Annotated in this window: 17 protein-coding genes and 1 pseudogene; 10 read left to right on the forward strand and 8 right to left on the reverse strand. The window is 63.5% G+C overall.

Features of this window, described 5'->3' with window-relative positions:
- Positions 1-3 precede the first annotated feature (3 nt).
- Both APH42_RS22040 and rpoE read right to left on the reverse strand, forming a co-directional pair.
- Positions 4-594, reverse strand: coding sequence for a sigma-E factor negative regulatory protein (locus APH42_RS22040; RefSeq protein ID WP_003252050.1), 591 nt, complete (start codon positions 592-594; stop codon positions 4-6).
- A 31-nt stretch (positions 595-625) separates the two neighbouring features.
- Positions 626-1,207, reverse strand: coding sequence for an RNA polymerase sigma factor RpoE (gene rpoE / locus APH42_RS22045; RefSeq protein WP_003252049.1), 582 nt, complete (start codon positions 1,205-1,207; stop codon positions 626-628).
- Positions 1,208-1,642: 435 nt separating this feature from the next.
- Here rpoE and nadB point away from each other — a divergent pair, with 435 nt between their 5' ends.
- Positions 1,643-3,247, forward strand: coding sequence for an L-aspartate oxidase (gene nadB / locus APH42_RS22050; RefSeq protein WP_060494207.1), 1,605 nt, complete (start codon positions 1,643-1,645; stop codon positions 3,245-3,247).
- 81 nt (positions 3,248-3,328) lie between these two features.
- On the opposite strand, the gene APH42_RS22055 is transcribed toward nadB, so the two are convergent.
- A complete protein-coding gene (locus APH42_RS22055; protein WP_060494208.1) occupies positions 3,329-3,793 on the reverse strand; it encodes a protein YgfX in 465 nt (154 codons plus the stop codon).
- Positions 3,777-4,031: a succinate dehydrogenase assembly factor 2 gene (locus tag APH42_RS22060; RefSeq protein ID WP_003252043.1), complete on the reverse strand. Its 255-nt coding sequence runs from the start codon at positions 4,029-4,031 to the stop codon at positions 3,777-3,779. Before APH42_RS22060 ends, APH42_RS22055 begins: the two co-directional genes overlap by 17 nt.
- Positions 4,032-4,164: 133 nt before the next feature.
- Between APH42_RS22060 and APH42_RS22065 the strand changes: the two genes are divergently transcribed.
- On the forward strand, positions 4,165-5,106 hold the full coding sequence (locus APH42_RS22065) for a folate-binding protein YgfZ (RefSeq protein WP_060494209.1): 942 nt from the start codon (positions 4,165-4,167) through the stop codon (positions 5,104-5,106).
- 55 nt (positions 5,107-5,161) lie between these two features.
- On the forward strand, positions 5,162-5,968 hold the full coding sequence (locus APH42_RS22070; protein WP_041166581.1) for an HDOD domain-containing protein: 807 nt from the start codon (positions 5,162-5,164) through the stop codon (positions 5,966-5,968).
- Positions 5,969-5,993: 25 nt separating this feature from the next.
- Here the strand turns inward: APH42_RS22070 and APH42_RS22075 are convergent, their stop codons facing one another.
- Positions 5,994-7,373 (reverse strand): sensor histidine kinase, encoded by a 1,380-nt coding sequence (locus APH42_RS22075; RefSeq protein ID WP_060494210.1) that lies wholly within the window; start codon positions 7,371-7,373, stop codon positions 5,994-5,996.
- A complete protein-coding gene (locus APH42_RS22080) occupies positions 7,366-8,037 on the reverse strand; it encodes a response regulator (protein WP_012273941.1) in 672 nt (223 codons plus the stop codon). The genes APH42_RS22075 and APH42_RS22080 overlap by 8 nt, the downstream gene beginning before the upstream one ends.
- Positions 8,038-8,237: 200 nt before the next feature.
- On the opposite strand from APH42_RS22080, the gene APH42_RS22085 reads away from it, so the two are divergent.
- The 5 genes from APH42_RS22085 (at position 8,238) to APH42_RS22105 (ending at position 13,739) form a co-directional block, all read left to right on the forward strand.
- Complete coding sequence (locus tag APH42_RS22085; RefSeq protein ID WP_012273942.1) at positions 8,238-9,527, forward strand: OprD family porin; 1,290 nt, start codon at positions 8,238-8,240, stop codon at positions 9,525-9,527.
- Between the two features lie 46 nt (positions 9,528-9,573).
- On the forward strand, positions 9,574-10,554 hold the full coding sequence (locus APH42_RS22090; protein ID WP_012273943.1) for a tripartite tricarboxylate transporter substrate binding protein: 981 nt from the start codon (positions 9,574-9,576) through the stop codon (positions 10,552-10,554).
- A gap of 184 nt (positions 10,555-10,738) precedes the next feature.
- Entirely contained in the window at positions 10,739-11,197 is a 459-nt protein-coding gene (locus APH42_RS22095) for a tripartite tricarboxylate transporter TctB family protein (protein WP_012273944.1), read from the forward strand.
- A 3-nt stretch (positions 11,198-11,200) separates the two neighbouring features.
- Positions 11,201-12,715, forward strand: coding sequence for a tripartite tricarboxylate transporter permease (locus APH42_RS22100; protein ID WP_060494211.1), 1,515 nt, complete (start codon positions 11,201-11,203; stop codon positions 12,713-12,715).
- Positions 12,708-13,739 (forward strand): AbrB family transcriptional regulator, encoded by a 1,032-nt coding sequence (locus tag APH42_RS22105; protein ID WP_060494212.1) that lies wholly within the window; start codon positions 12,708-12,710, stop codon positions 13,737-13,739. Before APH42_RS22100 ends, APH42_RS22105 begins: the two co-directional genes overlap by 8 nt.
- Before the next feature lie 58 nt (positions 13,740-13,797).
- Here APH42_RS22105 and ung read toward each other — a convergent pair whose 3' ends face one another.
- Positions 13,798-14,490, reverse strand: coding sequence for a uracil-DNA glycosylase (ung, locus tag APH42_RS22110; protein ID WP_060494213.1), 693 nt, complete (start codon positions 14,488-14,490; stop codon positions 13,798-13,800).
- Positions 14,491-14,616: 126 nt separating this feature from the next.
- On the opposite strand from ung, the gene APH42_RS22115 reads away from it, so the two are divergent.
- Entirely contained in the window at positions 14,617-15,723 is a 1,107-nt protein-coding gene (locus APH42_RS22115) for an enoyl-CoA hydratase/isomerase family protein (RefSeq protein WP_012273948.1), read from the forward strand.
- Positions 15,724-15,768: 45 nt separating this feature from the next.
- Here APH42_RS22115 and APH42_RS22120 read toward each other — a convergent pair whose 3' ends face one another.
- Positions 15,769-16,218 carry a hypothetical protein gene (locus APH42_RS22120; RefSeq protein ID WP_060494214.1) on the reverse strand — a complete coding sequence of 150 codons (450 nt, stop codon included), beginning with the start codon at positions 16,216-16,218 and terminating at the stop codon, positions 15,769-15,771.
- 212 nt (positions 16,219-16,430) lie between these two features.
- On the opposite strand from APH42_RS22120, the pseudogene APH42_RS22125 reads away from it, so the two are divergent.
- Positions 16,431-16,927: pseudogene (locus APH42_RS22125) on the forward strand (GGDEF domain-containing protein); the annotation flags it as partial.

A 16,927-nucleotide genomic window follows, 5' to 3' on the forward strand; every position in this document is an offset into this window, starting at 1 on the left:
TACTTAACGGTTTTCCAGGCTGGCGGCGCGGGCATACGGCAATGCCGTTTCAGTGCCTTTGAGCGCGGATTCCTGGGCATGCTGGCGCAGGTAACCTGGCAGACGCTGATCCCAGCCGGCCTGGTTCTGCAGCACGCCATTGGCCATTGGCCCGGTCGGTTGCTCACTGCTCTCACTATAGCCTGCCAAAACAGCCGGGCCCTGTGCTTGTGGCACGCTCAGACCTTGCTGGACAGGTTGCTGGGCAGCCAGCTCGGCACCCGTGATTTCGTCCTGGTTGTACATGCGTACACCGGCCAGCACCGCTACGGTCACCGAGGCGGCTACCGCAAGGCGCCCTATGCTGCGCCACGGGCCTTTCTTGACCTTGGCGGGCACGGCTTCGTCGGCCAGCGCAGCAGACACCGCCGAGGCGATATCCAGGTTGGGCAGCAGCAACTCCTTGTGCATGGCTGCACGGGCGACCTGGTAACGCGACCAGGTGGCACGGGTTTCGGCATCGTCGACGGCGTTCAACACCCGACGCAGTTCCAGTTCGTCCGCTTCGTTATCCATCACCGCGGACAGCGATTCCTGCAAAGCTTCACGACTCATGGCGGTTCCTCTCTTGGCTGTCGCCGCTGTCTCAGGTTTCCTGCAACAACGGCTGCAGGGCTTTGTCTATGGCCTCCCGAGCGCGGAAGATTCGAGAGCGCACGGTACCCACCGGACATTGCATGACACTGGCAATGTCTTCGTAACTCAGTCCGTCGAACTCGCGCAGGGTCAATGCCGTACGCAGGTCTTCGGGCAGCTGCTGGATGGTGCGATGGACAGTGCCTTCGATTTCATCCCGCAACAACGAGCGCTCTGGGGACTCGAGATCCTTGAGACCATGATCGCCGTCGTAAAACTCCGCATCCTCGGAGCTCACATCGCTGTCTGGCGGCCGTCTTCCACGGGACACCAGGTAGTTCTTCGCCGTGTTGATGGCGATGCGGTACAGCCACGTATAAAACGCACTGTCGCCGCGAAAGTTGCCAAGCGCACGGTAGGCCTTGATAAAGGCTTCCTGTGCTACATCCTGGGCCTCGTGGGTGTCGTGAACGAACCGCACGATCAACCCGAGAATCTTGTGCTGATACTTCAGCACCAACAGATCGAACGCTCGCCTGTCGCCGCGCTGAACGCGCTCGACAAGCTGCTGATCCTCTTCCTGGGTTAGCATGAACACTCCTCAGTGAACTCGAAGGAGCGCTGCAACAGCCATCGTTCAGGCTTGCAACCATAGACTCGGGCTTTGCGCAAAAGTTCTCCCCTCCAAGCAAGTTTCCTGCAGCCCTTGGTCGGCTTGCACGGAAGACGCTGCGCGGTCACGGCCGGCTAACGTCGATAATCAGGTTTCGAATACGCAGGAGCAGCCCGGACAGGCCTGCCGCCCTGCGTCGCCGCGGCAAATTGTGGCGTACGGGCAGCCTTCATAGGATTTCCGGCCATGCCGGAAAGTTCCCACAAAGGTTGCCGCAACCTGGCAAGTGGCATGGAAATTGGCCACCCGGGGCTGCTATAAAGGCATCCCGGCCAAGTTTAACGATAGTTTCACAATGCCATCTGCGCGTGACTATTGTGCCGCGCCCCTTCCAAAGATTACTAGTGTCCCGACATGAGCCAACAATTCCAACATGATGTCCTGGTGATCGGCAGCGGTGCCGCCGGTCTCAGCCTGGCACTTAACCTCCCCAGCCACCTGCGCGTTGCCGTGCTCAGCAAGGGCGACCTGGCCAACGGCTCGACCTTCTGGGCCCAAGGCGGCGTCGCGGCGGTGCTGGACAACACTGACACCGTCCAGTCGCATGTCGAAGACACCCTCAATGCTGGCGGCGGCCTTTGCCATGAAGAAGCGGTGCGTTTTACCGTCGAGCACAGCCGTGAAGCCATCCAGTGGTTGATCGAGCAAGGCGTGCCCTTCACCCGCGACGAGCACTACAGCGTCGATGATGGCGGCTTCGAGTTCCACCTCACCCGTGAAGGCGGCCATAGCCACCGGCGCATCATCCATGCCGCCGACGCCACTGGCGCGGCCATTTTCACCACGCTGCTGGAGCAGGCTCGCCAGCGCCCGAATATCCAGCTGCTGGAGCAGCGCGTGGCGGTCGACCTGATTACCGAACGTCGCCTGGGCCTGCCCGGCGAACGCTGCCTTGGCGCCTACGTGCTCGACCGCAACACCGGTGAGGTAGACACCTTTGGTGCGCGCTTCACCGTGCTGGCCACTGGCGGTGCGGCCAAGGTCTATCTCTATACCAGCAACCCCGACGGCGCCTGTGGCGACGGCATCGCCATGGCCTGGCGAGCCGGTTGTCGGGTGGCGAACCTGGAATTCAACCAGTTCCACCCGACCTGCCTGTACCACCCACAGGCCAAGAGCTTCCTGGTCACCGAAGCCCTGCGCGGCGAGGGCGCCCTGTTGCGCCTGCCCAACGGCGAACGCTTCATGCCACGCTTCGACCCACGCGAAGAGCTGGCCCCCCGCGACATCGTGGCCCGCGCCATCGACCACGAAATGAAGCGCCTGGGCGTGGACTGCGTCTACCTGGACATCACTCACAAGCCAGCCGATTTCATCAAGAGCCACTTCCCTACCGTATACGAGCGCTGCCTGGCCTTTGGCATCGACATCACTCGTCAGCCCATCCCGGTGGTACCTGCTGCGCACTACACCTGCGGCGGGGTGATGGTCGACGACCGCGGCCATACCGACGTGCCAGGTTTGTATGCCATCGGTGAAACCAGCTTCACCGGCCTTCACGGCGCCAACCGCATGGCGAGCAACTCGCTGCTGGAATGCTTCGTCTATGGCCGCGCTGCCGCCGCTGACATCCAGGCAAATCTGGAGCAAGTGCCCATGCCCAAAGCGCTGCCCGGTTGGGATGCCAGCCAGGTCACCGACTCGGACGAAGACGTGATCATTGCGCACAACTGGGACGAATTGCGGCGGTTCATGTGGGACTACGTGGGTATTGTGCGCACCAGCAAGCGCCTGCAGCGGGCCCAGCACCGCATTCGGCTGCTGCTGGATGAAATCGACGAGTTCTACAGCAACTACAAGGTCAGCCGCGATCTGATCGAATTGCGCAACCTGGCGCAGGTCGCCGAGCTGATGATCTTGTCGGCGATGCAGCGCAAGGAGAGCCGTGGGTTGCATTACACCCTGGATTACCCGGGGATGTTGGACGAGGCCAAGGATACCGTTCTCAGTCCGGTCTGACATTTGCAGCGCCTGTGAGATCGAGCGCCGCGCGGGCGGCCCTCGATCTCACAGGCGCTGCCCCGCTACGTCGAACACTTCTCAGCCCTGCCCCATTCCCACCTCAGCCCAGCGCCGCCGACTGAACTTCAACCGCACCCGCATGCGCCGATGCTCATCAGCCCCCAGCGCATCCCGCGGTATGCACTGGCTCTCCCCCCACCATCGCCCCGCCCGCTCGAAGCGCACCACCACCAACCCCGGCAACGCCACGCTATCCCGACACAGCCGCACCGGCTGCCACCCGCAGGCACGGCTGAACACCTGCCAGCCGCGCGCATCACGCCGCAGGCCGACAACGGCATGCTCATGGGTCAACAAGATACGACGAGGAATGGCCCAGCTAGCGTGGGCAAGACAGGCAGCGACAACAAAAAAAGCCAACCACCCAGGCAGCGCGCTCGCCCACACGGCAAGCCACGCCACTGCCTGGCAGGCCAAGTAGGCCGTCAGCAGCAGGCGCGAGCCTTGCCAACGGCACTCGAAGCACTCACTTGGGCTGGACACGGTCCAGAATGATGCGGACCATGCGCTGCAGCTCCGGGTCTTCCGACTCGGTGCGCTCCATGAACCAGCCGAACATGTCCTGATCCTCACAGCTCAACAGACGCACATAAAGCTCACGATCAGTCTCGTTGAGGGTGGGGTAGACTTCCTGGGTGAAAGGCACCAGCAGCACGTCCAGTTCCAGCATGCCGCGGCGGCTGTGCCAGAAAAGCCGGTTGAGTTCAGTTTGTTCGACCATGGGGCCCTCCTCGAATGGCCCGCCAGTATACAGCCAGGCGCGCCAGGCGACACCGGGCGTTGGTCTAGTCACCTACCTATTTTGTTACCGGCGTTCTATGATGGCCGCCAGTCTTTAGCCACCGCGATGACCCATGGCCGATTCCGCTTTCTTCTGCCCCCTGTCCCACGAGGGCATCCTCGCTGTCCGCGGCTCCGATGCAGGCAAGTTCCTGCAAGGCCAGCTGACCTGCAATATCAACTACCTCAGCCAGGAGCACGCCAGCCTCGGTGCCCGCTGCATGGTCAAGGGGCGCATGCAGTCGAGCTTCCGCATCGTGCCTGAAGGCAACGGCTACCTGCTGGCCATGGCCAGCGAACTGCTCGACGCACAACTGGCGGACCTTAAGAAGTACGCTGTGTTCTCCAAGGCCACGCTGACCGACGAAAGCAGCGCCTGGGCACGCTTCGGCCTGCAGGGTGGAGACGCTGCGCTGCAGGCGCTGGGGCTCGATGTGCCCGCGGCCGCCGGCAGTACTGTGCGCCATGCCGGGCTGATCGCTGTTGCGGTATCCGCTGGCCGCGTGGAGCTGTGGGTACCGGCGGCCGACGCCGAGCCTGTACGCCAGGCCCTCGCCGCAGCCCTGCCCGAGGGCAGTGTCAACGATTGGCTGCTGGGGCAGATTCGCGCCGGTATCGGCCAGGTCATGGGGCAGACCCGTGAACTGTTCATCCCACAGATGATCAACCTGCAGGCTGTCGATGGCGTCAGCTTCAAGAAAGGCTGCTACACCGGCCAGGAAATCGTCGCCCGCATGCAGTACCTGGGCAAGCTCAAACGCCGTCAGTACCGCCTGGCACTGGACCAGCAGGCCATTCCGGCCCCGGGTGCCGAGATTTTCTCGCCCACCCATGGTTCGTCGGTCGGTGAAGTGGTCATTGCGGCCAGCAACGGTCCGGGCTGCGAACTGCTCGCGGTGCTCAGCGCCGATGCGGTGGCAGACGACAACCTGCACCTGGGCAGCCTCGAAGGCCCGCGCCTGCAAGTGCTGACCCTGCCTTACGAACTGGACCGCGACCGGGAAATCCAACGCTGACCAGCCTGCCCCGTCCCTGTGGCGGGGCCGCACCACCACTGCGGTAGACATGCCCATGAACAAGCTGGCCGAGATGGTTCAAGCACAATTGCTCGACGCCATCGAAAAGGATGACCTGGTCCTGCCCACCCTGCCCGAGGTTGCCTTGAGCATCCGCGAGGCAGCGGAAGACAGCGAGATCAGCGTAGCGGCCCTGAGCAAGGTGATCGGTCGTGACGCGGCCCTTTCAGCGCGCCTGATCAAGGTCGTCAACAGCCCGCTGCTGCGCGCGGCGGTCGAGGTTACCGACCTGCACACCGCCATCACACGGCTGGGCATCAACTACAGCTGCAACCTGGCCATCGGCCTGGTGATCGAGCAGATTTTCCATGCCCGCTCGCCGGCGGTTGAGCAAAAGCTGCGAGACATATGGGCTAACAGCCTGGAGGTGGCGGGCATCAGCTACGAAGTGTGCCGCCGATACACGCAACTCAAGCCCGACCAGGCGACCTTGGGCGGCCTGGTCAACCAGATTGGCGCACTGCCGGTACTGATCTATGCCGAAGAACACAACGAGCTGTTGTCCGACCCGGTTTGCCTGCATTACGTGATCGAGCAGATTCAGCCGGTGCTGGGGGACAAGATCCTCAAGGCTTGGGAGTTTCCGGAACAACTTGTCAACCTGCCGAGCCAGGTTCAGGACCTGGACCGGCAGACCGACAAGATCGACTACATCGACATCGTGCAGATCGCCCGCTGCATCAGCCAGCGCGGCCGCCACCGGCCGTTGGCGGCACTGCCGGCGTACCGCCATCTGGGGCTGCCGTTTGGCACCGAGCTGGAGGTGGACGAACTGCTTGAGGCGCGGAGCATGTTGCGCTGACCGGTGCGAAGCCCTGGCAGGGCCATCAATCTGCGATAAAACTTACCCGCACCCGCAACCCGCCCTTCAAGCCATCATGCAGGCTCACCTGCGCCAGATGCGCCCGGCAGATTTCGCCAACAATCGCCAACCCAAGCCCACTGCCCTGGGCACTGCGGCGGTAGAACCGCTCGAACACCCGCTCGCGCTCAGCCTCGGGAATACCGGGCCCGTCGTCCTCCACTTCCAGCACCGCCGGCGCAACGACCCGCAAAATCACGTTGCCACCCGCTGGCGTATGCGCCAAGGCGTTGTCCACCAGGTTGCTCAACAGCTCGTTCAACAGTGTCGGCTCACCCTTGAGCCACACGGGTGCCTCGGCTTCCAGCGCCAGCGCCACTCCACGTTTGTGCGCCAGGGGCGCCATGGCCATGCCCAGCTCGCGCGCCAACTGGCTCAGGTCCAGGCGTTGCGCGCCACCTTCGGCAATTGCCCGTGCGCCATTCTCGACCCGCGCCAACGACAGCAGCTGGTTGGCCAGATGGGTCAACCTGTCGGTGCCCTGGGCCGCTGACTCCAAGGTCTGTCGCCACTCCTGCGGCTCGGACGAGCGCAAACCCAACTCGACCCGCGCCTTCAGCGCTGCCAGCGGCGTACGCAGTTCGTGGGCGGCGTCGGCAATGAACTGCGCCTGGCGCTCGAACTGGCCACGCAAGCGCTCGGTAAAGTGGTTCAAGGCCCGCACCAGCGGGCTCAGCTCGCGCTGCACCTGCACCACCGGCAAGGCCCGCAAGTCGTCAGGCTGGCGCTCTTCTACCGCTGTGCGCAGGCGCTCCAACGGCCGCAAGGCGGCACTCACGGCAAACCACACCATCACCAGCGCAGCCAACGCCAGCATGCCCAGGCGCAGCAGGGTATCGGCCATCAATCCACGGGCCATGCGCACCCGCGCTTCCTCGGTTTCGGCCACGCGGATTTCCGCCATGCCGTTCATGTTCGGCTCGCTTACCGGCTTCAGCAGGCTCACCACGCGCACGTCCTGGCCCAGGTAAGTGGCGTTGTAGAACCGCGCCAAGGCCGGGTAGTCGTCGGTGCGCGGCGTGCCGGGCGGTGGCGGCGGAAGGTTCTCGTAGCCGGAAATCAGCCGCTGCTTGATGTCCAGTACCTGGTAGTAAATGCGTCCGGCACTGTCGTAGGCGAATGTGTCCAAGGCTACGTAGGGCACATCCGCGCTCAACGAGCCATCGCGTTGCGACAGGCCTGCGGCGATGGTTCGTGCCGAGGCCAGCAAGGTGCGGTCGTAGGCGGTGTCGGCGGCTTCGCGGCCGTTCCAGTAGGCACTCAGGCCGCTGGCCAGCATCAGTACCACCAGCAGCAACGCCAGGTTGCCCAGCAAGCGCCCGCGCAGGCTACCGTTGTCACGCATCGCGGTGCTCGAGCAGGTAGCCAAGGCCACGGAAAGTAACGATAGCCACCGGGTGGCCGTCGAGCTTCTTGCGCAGCCGGTGGATGTAGATTTCGATGGCGTCGGGGCTGGCCTCTTCGTCCAGGCCGAACACCTGGGCAGCCAGTTGCTCCTTGCTCATCACCCGGCCCGGCCGGGCGATCAGCGCTTCCAGCACGCTTTGCTCGCGCGAGGTGAGGGTCAGGTTATCTGCACCGAGGGTAAAGCGCCGGGTGTCCAGGTCATAGACCAGCGGCCCGCAACGCTGCTGGCGCTCGCCACCGAGCACGCTGCGGCGCAGCAAGGCCTTGACCCTTGCTTCCAGCTCAGTGAGCTCGAACGGCTTGGCCAGGTAATCGTCGGCGCCAAGGTTCAGGCCATGAACACGGTCCTTGACGTCGCTGCGCGCGGTCAGCATCAGCACTGGCAAGGTCTTGCCACGGCCGCGCAGACGCGCCAGCACCTCGAAGCCGTCCATGCGCGGCAAGCCGACATCCAGCACGGCCACAGCGTATTCCTCGCTGGCCAGGGCCAGGTCGGCAGCCACGCCGTCATGCAGCACATCCACGGTCAGGCCGTGGCTTTTCAAGGCCAGGGCCACGCTTTCGGCCAGTTGCAGGTGGTCTTCGACCAGCAGTACACGCATCGGATTCTCCCTGCTCGGGTGGGGCAGTGGCGCGGAGTGTACCGCTGTCACCCCGCCTGTGAAGCCCCTTGTAACAAACCTTTCTCGCTGAAAGGTTAGCGAAAGGTTCGTTGCCTAGCATCGCACCACGGTCGCCCTTCGCGCCGAAAAAAGCACCAGCAAGGTGCAACGAATAAGAACAATAAACGGAGTCATCGACGATGCTGTCATCGCAGCCGCAGGCGTTCGCGCCTACCCGTTCCTTTGCCGCACGCCCCTCTGCCATCGCCAGCGCCCTCGCGCTTGCCGGTGTCGCCCCGATGAGCCAGGCCGCCTTCTTCGAAGACAGCACGGCCACCTTCGAAACCCGCAACATGTACTTCAACCGCGACTTCCGCGACGGCACCAGCGCGCAGCAGTCCAAGCGCGACGAATGGGCCCAGGGCTTCATCCTCAACTTCGAGTCCGGCTACACCGATGGCACCGTGGGCTTTGGCCTGGACGCATTGGGCATGCTCGGCATCAAGCTCGACTCCAGCCCCGACCGTACCGACACTGGCCTGCTGCCGACCCACGATGACGGCAAGGCTGCCGATGAGTATTCCAAGCTGGGCCTGACCGGCAAGGTGAAGATCTCCCAGACCGAGCTCAAGATCGGCACCCTGATCCCCGAGCTGCCAACGCTGCAGCCCAACGACGGGCGTATCCTGCCGCAAACCTTCGAGGGCGGCCTGCTTACTTCCAAGGAGATCAAGGGCCTGACCTTCACCGGTGGCCGCCTGGACAAGGCCAAGGACCGCAACGACACCAACTGGGAAGACTTGGCGCTGAACAACAAGAACGGCCGCTTCGGTGGCACCTTCAGCGCCGACAACCTGGCCCTGGGCGGGCTCGACTACCAGTTCACCGACCGTATCACCGGCAGCTACCACTTCGCCCAGCTCGACGATATCTACCGCCAGCACTTCATCGGCATGGTCGCCACCCAGCCATGGGGCCCAGGCACCTTGGGCGCCGACCTGCGCCTGGCGGTGAGCGACGACGCCGGCGCCGCCAAGGCCGGCAACATCGACAACACCACCTTCAACGGCATGCTCAGCTACGCCCTGGGCGGGCACAAGGTCAGCGCCGCCTGGCAGCAACTGTCTGGCGACAGCGCCTTCCCCTATGTCGATGGCGCCGACCCGTACCTGGTCAACTTCGTCCAGATCAACGACTTCGCCGGTGCCGACGAACGCTCCTGGCAGGCGCGCTACGACTACAACTTCGCCGCGCTCGGCGTGCCCGGCCTGACCTTCATGACCCGCTACATCAGCGGTGACAACGTCAGCCGTGCGGCCGGCGGTGAAGGCAAAGAGTGGGAACGCAACACGGAACTTAAGTACGTGGTACAAAGCGGCCCGTTGAAGAACGTCGCCGTGCGCCTGCGCAACGCCACCTTCCGCTCCAACTTCGCCCGCGACGCCGACGAAGTGAGGCTGTTGGTCAGCTACAGCGTGGCGCTGTGGTAACCCCATAGCGGTAATCCAATAACAACAACGCTCACGGAGATAGACGATGACCTTTTCACTGCGCCGCCTCGTCCTCGCAACCGGCTGCCTGCTGTTGGCCGGCAACGCCCTCGCTGCAGAACCCAAACGCCCCGAATGCATCGCCCCCGCCTCACCCGGCGGAGGCTTCGACCTGACCTGCAAACTGGTGCAAAGCGCCCTGGTGCAGGAAAAGATCCTCAGCAAGCCCATGCGCGTCACCTACATGCCCGGCGGTGTCGGCGCGGTGGCCTACAACGCCGTGGTCGCCCAGCGCCCAGCCGACGCCGGCACTTTGGTGGCCTGGTCCAGCGGCTCGCTGCTGAACCTGGCCCAAGGCAAGTTCGGCCGCTTCGACGAAAACGCGGTGAAATGGTTGGCTGCTGTCGGCACCAGCTACGGTGCCATTGCGGTGAAAAGCGATTCGCCTTACAAAACCCTCGATGACCTGGTCGCGGCACTGAAGAAAGACCCAAGCAAGGTGGTGATCGGCTCGGGCGGTACGGTCGGCAGCCAGGACTGGATGCAGACTGCGCTTATCGCCAAGGCCGCCGGCATCAACCCGCGTGACCTGCGCTACGTGGCCCTGGAAGGCGGTGGCGAAATTGCCACGGCGCTGCTGGGCGGCCATATCCAGGTCGGCTCTACCGACATCTCCGACTCCATGCCGCACATCCAAAGCGGCAACATGCGCATCCTCGCGGTGTTCTCGGAAAACCGCCTGGACGAGCCGGAAATGAAAAACATCCCTACCGCCAAGGAGCAAGGCTACGACATCGTCTGGCCGGTGGTGCGCGGCTTCTACCTGGGGCCGAAAGTGAGCGACGAAGACTACGCCTGGTGGAAGGCTTCGTTCGACAAGATGCTGGCCTCGGAAGACTTCGCCCAGCTGCGTGATCAACGTGAGCTGTTCCCGTTCGCCATGACCGGTGAAGAGCTGGACGGCTATGTGAAAAAGCAAGTGGCCGACTACAAGGCACTGGCCAAGGAATTTGGCCTGATTCAGTAAGCCTGTCGGACTCACCACCACCCCTGTGGGAGCGGCCTAGTGTCGCGATGGGCCGCACAGCCGATGCAATGCTTCGGACACATCGCAGTGGCAGGTTTTGCGGCCGCTTCGCGCCCGATCGCGACGCAAGGCCGCTCCCACAGGATTTGCATCTCACTTGAGCAATCCCAACGAGGATTCCCCAATGATCCTGCAACGCATCTTCGCCCTGGCCCTGCTGGCGGTGTGCGCCGCCCTGGCCGTGATGGCCTGGCCCTACCAGGCAGCGTTTTCCTATGAACCGGTAGGCCCGCGCGCCTACCCGCTGCTGATGCTCGGCCTGATGAGCCTGGGCCTGCTGTATCTGGTGTTCCGCCCCACCCCCATCGTGCGCAAGGACGACGAGCCGGAGCTGGACCGCGAGACCCTGACCAAGATCGCCGCCTGCGTAGGCCTGCTGATCGTCTTCGCCGCCACCTTCGAGACCCTGGGCTTCATCCTCAGCGCCATCCTCGTTGGCCTGCCCATGGCCCGCCTGTATGGCGGCCGCTGGCTGTACAGCGCCATCGTGGTGGTCGGCATGAGCGTCTTCCTCTACTGGCTGTTCGACCGCGTGATGGATGTGCCCCTGCCCCTTGGCCTGCTGAGCGTACTGGAGAACTGACACATGGATACCTTGAGCTACCTGGGCCAGGGCTTCGGCGTTGCCCTGACCCCCTACAACCTGGTCACCGCCCTCTCCGGCACCCTGATCGGTACCGTGGTCGGCCTGTTGCCGGGCCTGGGGCCAATCAACGGCGTGGCCCTGCTGATCCCCATCGCCTTTGCCCTCGGCCTGCCGCCAGAGTCGGCACTGATCCTGCTGGCCGCGGTGTACCTGGGCTGTGAATACGGCGGGCGCATCAGCTCGATCCTGCTGAATATCCCGGGCGAAGCCTCGACCGTGATGACCACCCTCGACGGTTACCCGATGGCCCGCCAGGGCCTGGCCGTCGTGGCCCTGTCGCTGTCGGCCTGGAGTTCGTTCATCGGCGCCTTCATCGCCACCTGCGGCATGGTGCTATTCGCCCCGCTGCTGGCGAAATGGGCCATCGCCTTCGGCCCGGCGGAGTACTTCGTGCTGATGGTCTTCGCCATTGTCGCGCTTGGCGGCATGGCCGGTGACAAACCCCTGAAAACTTTCATTGCCGCACTGATCGGCCTGTTCCTGTCGGCGGTCGGTATCGACGCCAACAGCGGCGTGTACCGCTTCACCGGTGACAGCGTGCACCTGGCCGACGGTATTCAGTTCGTGGTCCTGGTGCTGGGTCTGTTCTCCATCAGCGAAATCCTCCTGCTGCTGGAAAAGACCCACCATGGCCACCAGGCGGTCAAGGCTACCGGCCGCATGCTGTTCAACTTCAAGGAAGCGGCCTCGGTGTTCGTGGTCAACATCCGTTGCGGCCTGCTCGGTTTCATCATGGGCGTGCTGCCGGGCGCCGGCGCGACGTTGGCCAGCGCCGTGGCCTACATGACCGAGAAGCGCCTGGCGGGTGAAAGCGGCAAGTTTGGCAAGGGCGATGCCCGTGGCCTGGCCGCGCCGGAAACCGCCATTGGTGCGTCCTGCTGTGGCGCCCTGGTACCGATGCTGACCCTGGGTGTACCAGGTTCCGGCACCACCGCCGTGATGATCGGCGCCCTGACCCTGTACAACATCACCCCCGGCCCACTGCTGTTCGAACAGCAGCCGGACATCGTCTGGGGCCTGATCGCCTCGCTGTTCATCGCCAACATCATGCTGGTGATCCTCAACATCCCGATGATCCGCATCTTTACCCGCATCCTCGCCGTGCCGAACTGGGCGCTGGTGCCGGTAATCGCCATCATCACCGCGATCGGCGTGTATGCCGTGCATGCCACCACCTTCGACCTGTTCCTGATGGTCGGTATCGGCATCATGGGTTACATCCTGCGCAAGCTGGACTTCCCGCTGTCGCCAATCCTGCTCGGTTTCATCCTCGGCGGGTTGATGGAGCAGAACCTGCGCCGGGCGCTGTCGATCTCCAACGGTGAACTGGGCATCCTCTGGTCGAGCCCGATCAGCATGGGCGTCTGGGCACTGGTCATGGTCATGTTTGCCCTGCCGCTGCTGCGCATCTGGCGCAAACGTAGCCAGCAGCGCCGGGCCCTGGCTGATGCCTGATCGTTCGTTGCCGTTGTTTGTCGCGACCGGGCTGGTCGGCCTTGCTGGCGGTTTTGCCGCCAGCAAGGTCGGCTGGCCTTTGCCGTGGATGGTCGGCTCATTGCTGGCGATCATCCTGGTGCGCTGCCTGACCCCCTGGCAGCTGTCGGAAATACCCAATGGCCGCAAGTGCGGACAGTGGATCATCGGTATCGGCATTGGCCTGCATTTCACGCCGGCGGTGATCGAGCAGGTGGCCAGTCATTTCGCGCTGATCTTTTTCGGCGCGTTGTTCACCACCCTGTCCAGTGTGATCAGCGTATGGCTGCTGCGGCGAACCGGCGAAGACCGCGCCACGGCGTTCTTCGCCAGCATGCCCGGCGGTTCGGGGGAGATGGTCAACCTTGGCGCGCGCAATGGTGCGGTGCTCAGCCAGGTCGCGGCAGCGCAGAGCTTGCGCGTGCTGGCTGTGGTGCTGTGCGTGCCTGCGCTGTTCAAGTTTTTGCTGGGTGACGGGGTGCCGCTGAACCACACCGGTAGCGTGAGCTGGGGTTGGTTGGCCTTGATTGCCCCGCTGGGCGTTGCCGTTGCGTTGCTCTGGCAGCGTTTGCGCCAGCCTAACCCGTGGCTGTTCGGGCCATTGCTGGTGGCGGCCACGGTCAGCCTGGCCGGTAACCTGCAGATCGCCCTGCCCAATGGCGCCAGCCAAATCGGCCAGTGGCTGATAGGCAGTGGCCTGGCCTGTCACTTCAACCGCGCGTTCTTCCGCCGCGCACCGTCGTTCCTCGGGCGCACCCTGGTGGCCACGGCATTGTGCATGGCGATTGCCGCCAGCGCCGCATGGGTGCTGAGCGTGATGACTGCGCTGGACTTGCGTTCGCTGACACTGGGGATGATGCCGGGTGGGATTGCCGAGATGAGCCTGACGGCGGAGACACTGCAGTTGTCGGTGCCTTTGGTGACGGCACTGCAGGTGATGCGCTTGCTGTTCGTGCTGTTTCTGGCGGAGCCTTTGTTCCGCTTGTGGAATGCGAACCCGCACTAATCACGTTGCCTTCTGTGCGGGCTTGCCCGCTCAGAAAGCAACGCGGTAGTTCAGGTGATCACAGCGGTGGCAATGCCCAGTTGATCGGCGCCATGCCCCGTTGTTCGAGGAAGCTGTTGGTCCGGCTGAAATGCCCACAGCCGAGGAACCCACGGTAAGCCGACAACGGCGAAGGATGCACCGACTTCAGCACCAGGTGCTTGGTCCCGTCGATCAGCTTCTGCTTGCTCTGCGCATGCGCGCCCCACAGCAGGAACACGACATTCGGGCACTGCTCGCTGACCACCTGAATGACGCGATCGGTGAAGAACTCCCACCCCTTCTTGGCATGCGATGCCGCATTGGCACGCTCCACGGTCATGGTGGTGTTGAGCAGCAGCACGCCCTGCTCAGCCCAGCTCTGCAGGTAGCCGTGGCTGGCAATCGGGATGTTCAGGTCGCGCTGCAGCTCTTTGTAGATATTGACCAGCGACGGTGGCGTGGCCACGCCCGGTTGCACCGAGAAGCACAAGCCATGTGCCTGGCCCGGCCCGTGGTAAGGGTCCTGACCGAGGATCACCACCTTCACCTGGTCCAGCGGCGTCGAGTTGAGCGCGTTGAAGATCAGCGGCCCTGGTGGGTAGATCTCCTTGCCGGCAGCATACTCACCCCGCAAGAACTCGCGCAGCTGATGCATGTAGGGTTGGTCGAATTCGCCGCGCAATGCGGCCTTCCAGCCGGGTTCGAGTTTGATGCGATCGTCGTCAGTCATGGGGCCTTCCGTAAACAATGGCGCGACACTAGGTAAGCCCTTCCCGCTTGTCAAACGATCCGACCGACGACCGGCATGATCGGCCAGGCCAGCCATACTTGAGCGATGACTTGCGAGAGGTAGTCCATGGCCATTCATTGCGAGGTACTTACCGGCGTCGATGGCGCCCGCATCGGCATTGCCACCCTGGATGCGCCCAAGGCGCTCAATGCCCTGAACCTGCCGATGATCGAAGTACTGGGCGAACAACTGCATGCCTGGGCCCGCGACCCGGGCGTCGTCTGCGTGCTGCTGCGCGGCAACGGTGCCAAAGCCTTTTGCGCGGGTGGCGATGTACGGGCGCTGGTGCAAGCCTGCCGCGACCACCCCGGCAGCGTGCCACCGCTGGCGGCCTCTTTCTTCGCCGCAGAATACCGCTTGGACTTTGCCCTGCACACCTACCCCAAACCATTGCTGTGCTGGGGCCATGGGCATGTGCTGGGCGGTGGCATGGGGCTGCTGCAGGGCGCCAATGTGCGTATCGTCACACCCAGTAGCCGCTTGGCCATGCCGGAAATCAGCATCGGCCTGTACCCGGACGTCGGTGCCAGCTGGTTCCTGGCCCGGCTGCCAGGCAAGCTGGGCTTGTTCCTCGGCCTGACCGGTGCGCCGATCAATGCGCGCGACGCCCTGGATCTGGGCCTGGCCGACCGTTTTTTGGGTGAGCACCAGCAGGAAGCCCTGATCGAGGAATTACTGCAACTTAACTGGCAAGAACAGACTGCCGTGCAACTGTACAGCCTGCTCAAGGCCGAGCAGCATCGAGCTTGCGCCGAGCTGCCAGAGGCCCAGTGGCTGCCGCGACGGCAGGAGATCGATCAGTTGCTCGACGTGCCCGATGCGGCCTCGGCCTGGTGTGCGCTGGAAAGGCTCAAGCAGCATGACGACCCCTTGCTGGCAACTGCCGGCCAACGCCTGCACGAAGGCTGCCCGCTGACGGCACACCTGGTGTGGGAGCAGATCCGCCGGGCGCGGTACCTGTCGTTGGCGCAAGTGTTCCAGATGGAATACCGCATGAGCCTGAACTGTTGCCGCCACCCTGAATTCAGCGAAGGCGTGCGCGCCCGCCTGCTGGACAAGGACAACCAGCCGCGCTGGCACTGGCCGGATGTGGCGCAGGTGCCGGCAGCGGTGGTCGAGGCGCATTTTGCCAAGGCGTGGGAGGGGCGGCACCCGTTGGCAGACCTGGCATAGCCTTGTGTCGCGACAGGGGCGCTAGGCGCCCCCGCTTCGATTTACCTACCGCTGCCAGTTTCCTCCCCGGCCCTGCCCCCGCTGACCCTCCCAGCGCCCGCCGTCATTTCTCTGCCCATTGGAGTGCCAGTCGCCATGCTGGTAACGCTGGCTGTTATTGCGATAGTCATGGCGATCGCGGTCCTGACCGTAGTCTTGCCGCTGGCGGTTGCCATAGTCATAACGCGGGTTACCGTGCCACTGGTTCATCCCTGGCTGCGGATGCGGTCGATAATAAGGCGCCGGTGCCGTCCGATAGTAATAACGTGGTGCCGGCTGGTAGTAGTAGCGCGGCTGTGGCGTCACGTAGTAGCGGTCGTAGCGGTAATACCCCGGCGCTACATAGCGATCGGTGGAGTAGTAGTCCGAACGGTAATAGCCCCCGCGCTCGTAATAAGGGGCGCAGGCAGAAGTCATCAGCCCCAGCAGGGCGATCAACAGAATTCGATAGGACATGGCGGCCTCCTGGACCGCTGGAGTGCCCGAACAGCGGCGCTGGCGAGCGTCGATGCGAAATGCGTTCATCGACACTGAATAAGACAGTGGCGCCAAGGTGCAGTGCCATTTCTGCAACAATTTGATACAGGTGCAATACCCCTGAAAAACTTGCAGTCATTTGCCGGTCATCTCACTAGAATGGGCGGCTGGGCACACATCACGGGAAGATCATGCCATTACGTTCCGCTCTGTTCTCGCAGCGCTCGCTGATCTTTACCCTGTTGCTGCTGCTTGCCTGCGGCTTCCTCGCCACTTCACTGCTCAGCTACTTCGCCTCGCGCAGCGCCATCCGCGACGGCATCGTCAATACCGAATTGCCACTGACCTCCGACACGGTCTACTCGGAAATCCAGAAAGACCTGATTCGCCCGGTGCTGATTGCCTCGATGATGGCCCAGGACACCTTCCTGCGCGACTGGGTGCTGTCCGGCGAGCAGGATACCGGGCGCATGACCCGCTACCTGGGCGAAGTCATGGGCAAGCAGGACACCTTCACCTCATTTTTCGTGTCCGACCGCACGCTGACCTATTACCAGGCCAAGGGCGTACTCAAACATGTCGAGCCGGGCACCTGGCGCGATGCCTGGTATTTCCGCCTGCGTGACCTCAAGGCCCCCTATGAGATCAATGTCGACCTGGACATGGCCAACCACGACAGCTTGACCGT

It is taken from the genome of Pseudomonas sp. NBRC 111140 (genome assembly GCF_001320885.1).
GTDB classification, from domain to species: Bacteria; Pseudomonadota; Gammaproteobacteria; order Pseudomonadales; family Pseudomonadaceae; genus Aquipseudomonas; species Aquipseudomonas putida_P.